This window comes from Streptomyces sp. W16 (genome assembly GCF_033194735.1).
GTDB lineage: Bacteria > Actinomycetota > Actinomycetes > Streptomycetales > Streptomycetaceae > Streptomyces.
Genome location: NZ_JAWOAI010000044.1, coordinates 24,132 through 32,297 on the forward strand (window position 1 = coordinate 24,132; position 8,166 = coordinate 32,297).

At 69.8% G+C, this 8,166-nt stretch carries 4 protein-coding genes and 1 pseudogene; 1 reads left to right on the forward strand and 4 read right to left on the reverse strand.

The window, feature by feature from the left end:
* The first annotated feature begins 25 nt into the window (after positions 1-25).
* Entirely contained in the window at positions 26-2,293 is a 2,268-nt protein-coding gene (locus R6V09_RS08735; protein ID WP_317880776.1) for an NEW3 domain-containing protein, read from the forward strand.
* Positions 2,294-2,342: 49 nt separating this feature from the next.
* On the opposite strand, the gene R6V09_RS08740 is transcribed toward R6V09_RS08735, so the two are convergent.
* From R6V09_RS08740 to R6V09_RS08755, 4 genes and pseudogenes are all read right to left on the reverse strand, one after another.
* On the reverse strand, positions 2,343-3,875 hold the full coding sequence (locus R6V09_RS08740; RefSeq protein WP_317880777.1) for a sensor histidine kinase: 1,533 nt from the start codon (positions 3,873-3,875) through the stop codon (positions 2,343-2,345).
* Complete coding sequence (locus R6V09_RS08745) at positions 3,872-4,597, reverse strand: response regulator transcription factor (protein WP_317880778.1); 726 nt, start codon at positions 4,595-4,597, stop codon at positions 3,872-3,874. Before R6V09_RS08745 ends, R6V09_RS08740 begins: the two co-directional genes overlap by 4 nt.
* 145 nt (positions 4,598-4,742) lie before the next feature.
* On the reverse strand, positions 4,743-7,457 hold the full coding sequence (acnA, locus tag R6V09_RS08750) for an aconitate hydratase AcnA (RefSeq protein ID WP_317880779.1): 2,715 nt from the start codon (positions 7,455-7,457) through the stop codon (positions 4,743-4,745).
* 338 nt (positions 7,458-7,795) lie between these two features.
* A pseudogene (locus R6V09_RS08755) lies at positions 7,796-8,166 on the reverse strand (IMP dehydrogenase); the annotation flags it as partial.

Consider the following 8,166-nt stretch of genomic DNA (forward strand, 5'->3'; position numbering starts at 1 on the left):
GGGCGTTGCGATGGAGGAACAGCTCATGAGAAGACAGATCCGCGGTGCGCTGGCCGCGTTCACCGGAGCGCTGCTGCTCACCATGGGAGTCACCGCGTCGGGCGGGCAGTCCGCGCGGGCCGATGACAACGCTGTCGGGGTCAAACCCGCGCTGGGGTGGAGCAGTTGGAGCTTCGTCCGCCGCAATCCGACCGCGCAGACGATCGAGGCGCAGGCGAAGGCGCTCAAGACCAGCGGCCTGGCGAAGAACGGGTTCGTGTACGCCAACGTCGACGACTTCTGGTACCAGTGCCCGGGCAGCCAGGGGCCGGACGTCGACCAGTACGGCCGTTGGGTGACCGACCCCGTGAAGTTCCCGCCCCGCGGCGGTGAGAACGGTGTCCAGGTGGTGGCCGACTATGTCCACTCCTTGGGGCTGAAGTTCGGGCTGTACGTCACGCCCGGTATCTCCCAGCAGGCGGTCGCCAAGAACACGGAGATCAAGGGAACGCCGTACCACGCACGGGACATCGCCACCACGACGACGGAGAGCAACTACAACTGCGGCGGCATGGTGGGCATCGACTACACCAAGCCTGGCGCGCAGACGTATCTCGACTCCTGGGCCGGTCAGTTCGCCGGCTGGGGCATCGACTATCTCAAGATCGACGGCGTCGGCACCTCCGACCAACAGGACGTCCAGGCCTGGTCGGACGCCCTGCGGCACACCGGCCGGCCCATCCACCTGGAGCTGTCGAACAACCTCGACATCAACAACGCGGCCACCTGGAAGAAACTCTCCAACGGCTGGCGCACCGGCGGCGACATCGAGTGCTACTGCGGTCCTGACGGCAGCAGTTACCCCCTGACCACCTGGGCCTCGGTCGCCTCGCGCTTCGATCAGGTCGCCGCCTGGGCGCCGTACGGCGGACCCGGCGGTTACAACGACTACGACTCCCTGGAGATCGGGAACGGGGACAACAACGGCCTCACCCCCGACGAGCGCAGGACGCAGATGAGCCTGTGGTCGCTGGCCGCCTCTCCGCTCTTCCTCGGCACCGATCTCACGCATCTCGACGCCGGGGATCTCGCGCTGCTGAAGAACACCGACGTTCTCGCGGTCGACCAGGACGGTATCGACGCCAAGCGGATCTCCTCGGACGTGAACGCGCAGGTGTTCGCCAAGACCGAGGCCGACGGGGATGTCGTGGTGGGCCTGTTCAACACCGGGTCGGCTCCTCGGGAGGTGGCCACGACCGCGTCGGCGCTGGGGCTGTCCAAGGCGCGCGACTACGCGCTGCGGGATCTGTGGAGCCACCGGCTGACCGAGTCGGCGGGCCGGATCGCCGCCAATGTGCCCGCGCACGGCGTTGTCCTTTACCGGGTGCACGGCAGTCGGCACGTGGTGAGCGGCGCGGCTCCGGACGTGTCGTTCGGGCTCAACTGGGCGCCTGCGTCGAGTGACAGCACCACGCGTACCGTCACCGCGGTCCTGTCCGACAACGGGTCACGGCCCGTCGCCGACGCCGCCCTGACCCTCACCGGGCCGGCCGGCACGAAGATCACCACGCATTCGGCGACCCGGGCCAAGACGATCCGGGGCGGGCACGCGCTGAAGGCCACCTACTCCGTCTCCATCCCGCCCTCGGCGAAGCTCTTCGACTCCAGCGACTTCAAGGGGAGCGCCACCTATCGCTTCGGGTCGGCGGGACGGACCCGGCTGGCCGCCGGTGACACGATCACCGTCAACCACCAAGTGACCGCCCCCTACCGGACGTTCGCCTCCACCACGGCGAGCTTCAGTCAGTCCGGGACCCAACTCGGCATCCGGGCGCAGGGCGCGGACCTGTACAACGGCACCAACGAGTACGGCACGGTCTATCTGCCCGGTGCCGAGCACGACGGTTCGGTGACCACGGTGAAGCTCAACTCGCAGTCGGACACCGACGTTTGGGCGAAGGCCGGGATCATGGTCCGCAACGACATCACCCAGCCCAACACCTCCCCCGGCTATCTGGCCCTCGTCGCGACCCCGGGCAACGGCTATCTGCTCGACTGGGACAGCGACGGCGACGGAAAGCTGGACTCCCAGGACTCCACCGGCACCGCCGTCTACCCGTCCTGGCTGAAGCTGGTCCGCGACGGCACCACCTACAGCGGCTACTACTCCACCGATGACGTCACCTGGAACCTGGTCGGCACCGTCGACGTCCCGACCGCCGCCGCTACCCAGGACGTCGGCCTGACCCAGACCTCGCACGCCTCGGGCACCACGGGCGAGGCCGACTTCGACGGGTTCACGACCACTCCCTAGCTGTCGGCAGCAGTCGGCGACGCGCGTCCGTCCGGCGCCCGGTGCTCCCCTAGACCGGCGCCGTACGGGCGCGCAATTGCGTTTCGGCGGGCGGGAGTTCGGCCGCCGGGAGTTCGATGGTGAACTCCGTGCGGCCCGGCACGCTGGTCACGTCGATACGGCCGCCGTGGGCTCCCGTGATCGCCGTCGCGATGGCCAGGCCGAGGCCGGAGCCGCCCTCCTTGCCGCCGGCCCGGGCGCGGGAGGCGTCGGCGCGGGTGAAGCGTTCGAAGACGGTGGGGAGGAGGGCCGGGGGGATGCCGGGGCCGTCGTCGCGCACACGGATGACGACGGTGTGGGCGGCCGTGGCCTCGACGCTCGCCGTGACCGTCGTGCCAACAGGCGTGTGCATACGGGCGTTGGCCAACAAGTTGGCCAACACCTGGTGCAGGCGGGCCTCGTCGCCGACGACCATGGCCGGGGCGTCCAGGGACAGCTGGAGCTGCCACTCGTGGTCGGTGCCTGCCGCGCGCGCGTCCCACACCGACTCGGCGAGCAGCGCCGCGAGGTCCACCTCGGCGGACTGCAGCGGCCGGCCCTCGTCGAGCCGGGCGAGCAGCAGGAGGTCCTCCACGAGGCCCGTCATGCGCGCCGACTCGGCGGTGACCCGGCGCCAGGCGAGCCCCGGTTCGATGCGGTCGGTGCCGCGGTTCATCAGCTCGGCGTAACCCGCGATCGAGGCCAGCGGGGTGCGGAGTTCGTGGCTGGCGTCGGCGAGGAAGCGGCGCATGCGTTCCTCGCTGCGGCGCATCTGCTCCTCGCTGCGCTGGCGTTCGGCGAGCGAGGACTCGACGTGGTCGATCATGCGGTTGAGCGCGGCGCCGACCTGGCCGGCCTCGCTGCCCGGGTCGGTGTCCCGCTCGGGCACCCGGGTGAGCGCGGTGACCTCGCCGTGGCCGAGCGGTGAGCGGGAGACCTCGACGGCGGTGGCGGCGACCCGGCCGAGCGGCCGTAGCTGCCGTCGTATGACCACCGCGCACAGGCAGCCGGCCACGGTCAGTCCGGCGAGGGCGACGGCCGCCTCGACCACCACCAGGCCGCTGATCATGTCCTGTACGTCGTCCATCGGGAGGCCGGCGAGGACCCGGACCCCGTTGTCGTCGAGCACGGTGATCCGGTAGGTGCCCAGGCCGGGCACGGTCCGGGTGTGCTTCGCGCCGTCGGCCGTGATGTCCTTGAGGGCCGCGCGCTGGGCGGCGGTGAGGTTCTGCGGCGGAGCGTCCTGGCTGACGACGGCCGCGGCGATGATCGCGCCTTTGTCGTCCAGCCGCGCGGCGAGTGTCCCGGCCGCGTGGCCGTTCTCCGCCAGGAACCCGAGGTCGTCGTCGAAGTCCGGACGCAGTTCGGCCCCGCCCAGGCTTCGCTGGGCGGCGTCGCCGACCCGGTCGTCCAAGTTGCCCAGCAAATAGGCGCGTTGGGCGAAGACGGTGGTGAGGGCCATCGTGGCGCACACGGCGACCAGGGTGGCGCTGATGAAGAGCAGGAGTCGGGTGCGCAGCGAACGGCCGCGCAGACGGCCTCGGTTGCGGGTCAGGAGGTTCATCTGCCGTCCTCCACGGGCCGTATGGCGTATCCCATTCCCCGCACGGTGTGGATCATAGGAGCGCGGCCCCGGTCTATCTTCCGGCGGAGGCTGGAGATGTAGACCTCGACGAGGTTGCCGCCGCCGTCGAAGGAGGTGCTCCACACGTGGTCGAGGATCTGGGCCTTGCTCAGCACCTGGCGGGGATGTTCGAGGAGCAGGGTGAGCAGGTCGAACTCCTTGGCGGTGAGCTGGATCGGCTCACCGGCGCGCCGCACCTCACGGGTCTCGCCGGACAGCGCGAGATCGCCGAGGACCCGTACGGAGTCGTCGGTCGGGGTCCGTTCGCTGCCGGCCCGGCGCAGCAGTCCGCGCAGCCGCAGGACGACCTCCTCCAGGGAGAAGGGCTTGGTGACGTAGTCGTCGGCGCCCGCCTCCAGGCCGTCGAGGCGGTGCTCGATCGCGTCCCGCGCGGTGAGCATGAGGACGGGCAGCCTCGGGTTCTCGTAGCGCAGCCGCCGCAGCACCTGTACGCCGTCCAGGTCGGGCAGCATGCCGTCGAGGACGACGGCGTGCGGGGCGCAGCCGCGGGCGATCCGCAGCGCGCTGTGCCCGTCCGGCGCGGGGTAGGGCCGCCAGCCGGCCTCGGTGACCGCGACGGAGAGCAGCTCGGTGAGCGCGGGCTCGTCGTCGACGATGAGCACGCGTACGCGGCTGCTGCGGGACCCCGATGTGCCAGTCATGTCCGGATTCTGTCCCGGCCCGCTGGGGGAATCCTGTGTTCCACCTGAGCACTGGCGATGACCTGCGCGGACGGGCGGTGGACAGACGCGGAGGGCCGCACCCCCGTCGCCGGGGATGCGGCCCTCAACTGCCGTACTGGAGCCGCTAGTTGCGGATCAGGTTGCGCAGCACGTACTGCAGGATGCCGCCGTTGCGGTAGTAGTCGGCCTCGCCGGGGGTGTCGATGCGGACGACCGCGTCGAACTCCACGCCGGTGTCGGTGGTGACCTTGACCGTGCTCGGGGTGGTGCCGTCGTTCAGCTCGGTGATGCCGGCGACGGAGAAGGACTCCTCGCCGGTGAGGCCGAGGGACTCGGCGGTCTGGCCCGCCGGGTACTGGAGCGGGATGACGCCCATGCCGATGAGGTTCGAGCGGTGGATGCGCTCGTACGACTCGGCGATGACGGCCTTGACGCCGAGGAGCGCGGTGCCCTTGGCGGCCCAGTCGCGGGACGAGCCGGAGCCGTACTCCTTGCCGGCCAGGATGACCAGCGGGATGCCCTGCTCGATGTAGTTGCGCGAGGCGTCGTAGATGAAGGAGACGGGGGCGTCGGCCTGCGTGAAGTCACGCGTGAAGCCGCCCTCGGTGCCCGGCGCGACCTGGTTGCGCAGGCGGATGTTGGCGAAGGTGCCGCGGATCATGACCTCGTGGTTGCCTCGGCGGGAGCCGTAGGAGTTGAAGTCACGCCGCTCGATGCCGTGCTCGGTGAGGTACTTGCCGGCCGGGGTGTCGGCCTTGATGGCACCGGCGGGCGAGATGTGGTCCGTCGTCACCGAGTCGCCGAGCTTGGCCAGCACGCGGGCGCCGGCGATGTCGGAGACCGGGGTGGTCTCCATCGTCATGCCCTCGAAGTACGGGGGCTTGCGGACGTAGGTCGACTGGGCGTCCCACTCGAAGGTGTTGCCCTCCGGGATGGGCAGCGCCTGCCACTGGGCGTCGCCCGCGAAGACGTCGGCGTAGGACTTGTTGAACATGTCCTCGCCGATGGAGTTCGCGACGACGTCGTTGACCTCGGCCTCGGTCGGCCAGATGTCTTCCAGGTAGACCGGCTTGCCGTCCTGGTCGACGCCGAGCGCGTCCTTGGTGATGTCCACCTTCATGGAGCCGGCGAGGGCGTACGCGACGACCAGCGGCGGGGACGCCAGGTAGTTCATCTTGACGTCCGGGTTGATCCGGCCCTCGAAGTTGCGGTTGCCGGAGAGCACCGAAGTCACGGCCAGGTCATGGTCGTTGACGGCCTTGGAGACCTCTTCCGGCAGCGGGCCGGAGTTGCCGATGCAGGTGGTGCAGCCGTAGCCGACGAGGTTGAAGCCGACCTTGTCGAGGTAGGGGGTGAGCCCCGCCTTGTCGAAGTAGTCGGTGACGACCTTGGAGCCGGGCGCGAGGGTGGTCTTGACCCAGGGCTTCCGCGTCAGACCCTTCTCCACGGCCTTCTTCGCGACGAGCGCGGCGGCGACCATGACGTACGGGTTCGAGGTGTTGGTGCAGGAGGTGATGGCCGCGACCGTCACCGCGCCGTGGTCGAGCTCGTACGTCGAGCCGTCGGGGGCGGTGACCGTGACGGGGTTGCTCGGCACGCCGTTGCTGGCGGCCGGGGAGTCGGAGGCCGGGAAGGACTCCTTGCCCGCCTCGTCGTCGTCGGCGACGTAGTTGCGCACGTCGCTCTTGAACTGCTCGGAGGCGTTCGCGAGGACGATGCGGTCCTGCGGGCGCTTCGGTCCTGCGATCGAGGGGACGACCGTCGAGAGGTCCAGCTCCAGCTTCTCGGAGAAGTCGGGCTCGGCGGCCGGGTCGAGCCAGAGGCCCTGCTCCTTGGCGTACGACTCGACGAGCGCGACCTGCTGGTCGCTGCGGCCGGTCAGGCGCAGGTACTTCAGGGTCTCGTCGTCGATCGGGAAGATCGCGGCGGTGGAACCGAACTCCGGCGACATGTTGCCGATGGTGGCGCGGTTCGCGAGGGAGGTGGCGGCGACGCCCTCGCCGTAGAACTCGACGAACTTGCCGACCACGCCATGCTTGCGGAGCATCTCGGTGATGGTGAGCACGAGGTCCGTGGCGGTGGTGCCCGGGGTCAGCTCGCCGGTCAGCTTGAAGCCGACGACGCGCGGGATGAGCATCGAGACCGGCTGGCCGAGCATCGCGGCCTCGGCCTCGATGCCGCCGACGCCCCAGCCCAGCACGCCGAGGCCGTTGACCATCGTGGTGTGCGAGTCGGTGCCGACGAGGGTGTCGGGGTAGGCCTGGCCGCCTCGGACCATGACGGTCCGGGCCAGGTGCTCGATGTTGACCTGGTGGACGATGCCGGTGCCCGGCGGGACGACCTTGAACTCGTCGAACGCGGTCTGGCCCCAGCGCAGGAACTGGTAGCGCTCGCGGTTGCGGCCGTACTCCAGCTCGACGTTCTGCGCGAACGCCTCGTGGGTGCCGAACTTGTCCGCGATGACGGAGTGGTCGATGACCAGCTCGGCCGGCGCCAGGGGGTTGATCTTCGCCGGGTCGCCGCCCAGCTCCTTCACGGCCTCACGCATGGTCGCGAGGTCCACCACGCAGGGCACGCCGGTGAAGTCCTGCATGATCACACGGGCCGGCGTGAACTGGATCTCCTGCGACGGCTGGGCCTGCGAGTCCCAGGTGCCGAGGGCGCGGATGTGGTCGGCGGTGATGTTCGCGCCGTCCTCGGTGCGGAGCAGATTCTCCAGCAGGACCTTAAGGCTGTAGGGGAGCCGGGCCGAGCCCTCCACCTTGTCCAGGCGGAAGATCTCGTACGACTCGTCGCCCACCTGCAGCGTGCTGCGGGCGTCGAAGCTGTTCGCCGACACGACAGTCTCCTTCATTCATGTGCGCGTTCCCACCGCATCCTGCCGCCACTACGTCTCGACCGATCCGCTAAGGTAAGGCTAAGTTAGGCAAGCCTTACCACTGGGATCGGCGGAGTGTGCGACTGCGGTGCACCTCGGCAGATATCTCGATGTCGAGATAACTCTAGTACACGGGGGCGGATTGGTCATGCCCGGCCGCCCTTGTCCTTCGGCATGACGTCGCGATCGGCTTGATCGACTCCCTTGCCTTGGACCCGCAGCTCGGTGGTGACGAACAGGTCCTCGCGGTAGCCGGTGGCCAGTGCCCAGGAGACGTAGCGGGCGGCGCGGGCGGGTGGTCAGGGGCGGATGAGGGCCTTGAGGACCTGGCGGTCGGCCATGGCCCGGTAGGCGTCCGGAGTCCGGGTCAGGGGGAAGGTCCGGTCGAAGACGCGGCCGGGGTCGATGGCGCCGTCCAGGACGTCGGGCAGCAGTTCCGGGATGTAGGCGCGGGCGGGGCTCGCGCCGCCGGTCAGGGTGATGTTGCGCATGAACTCGGCCGGGCCGATCGGGCCCTGCTCGTACTGCGGCGCGCCGAGGCGGCTGACGGTGCCGCCGTCCAGGACCGCGCCGAGCGCGGTGTCGAGGGCCTGGCGGGTGCCGACGGCCTCGATGACTTTGCCCACGCCGCCGGTCAGCTCGCGGATGCGGGCGATGCCCTCCTCGCCGC

Excerpts from the sequence above, each read along its gene's own strand:
- R6V09_RS08735 (WP_317880776.1), top strand. The coding sequence starts at position 26 with ATGAGAAGACAGATCCGCGGTGCGCTGGCCGCGTTCACCGGAGCGCTG.
- R6V09_RS08745 (WP_317880778.1), bottom strand. The coding sequence starts at position 4,597 with ATGACTGGCACATCGGGGTCCCGCAGCAGCCGCGTACGCGTGCTCATC.
- R6V09_RS08740 (WP_317880777.1), bottom strand. The coding sequence starts at position 3,875 with ATGAACCTCCTGACCCGCAACCGAGGCCGTCTGCGCGGCCGTTCGCTG.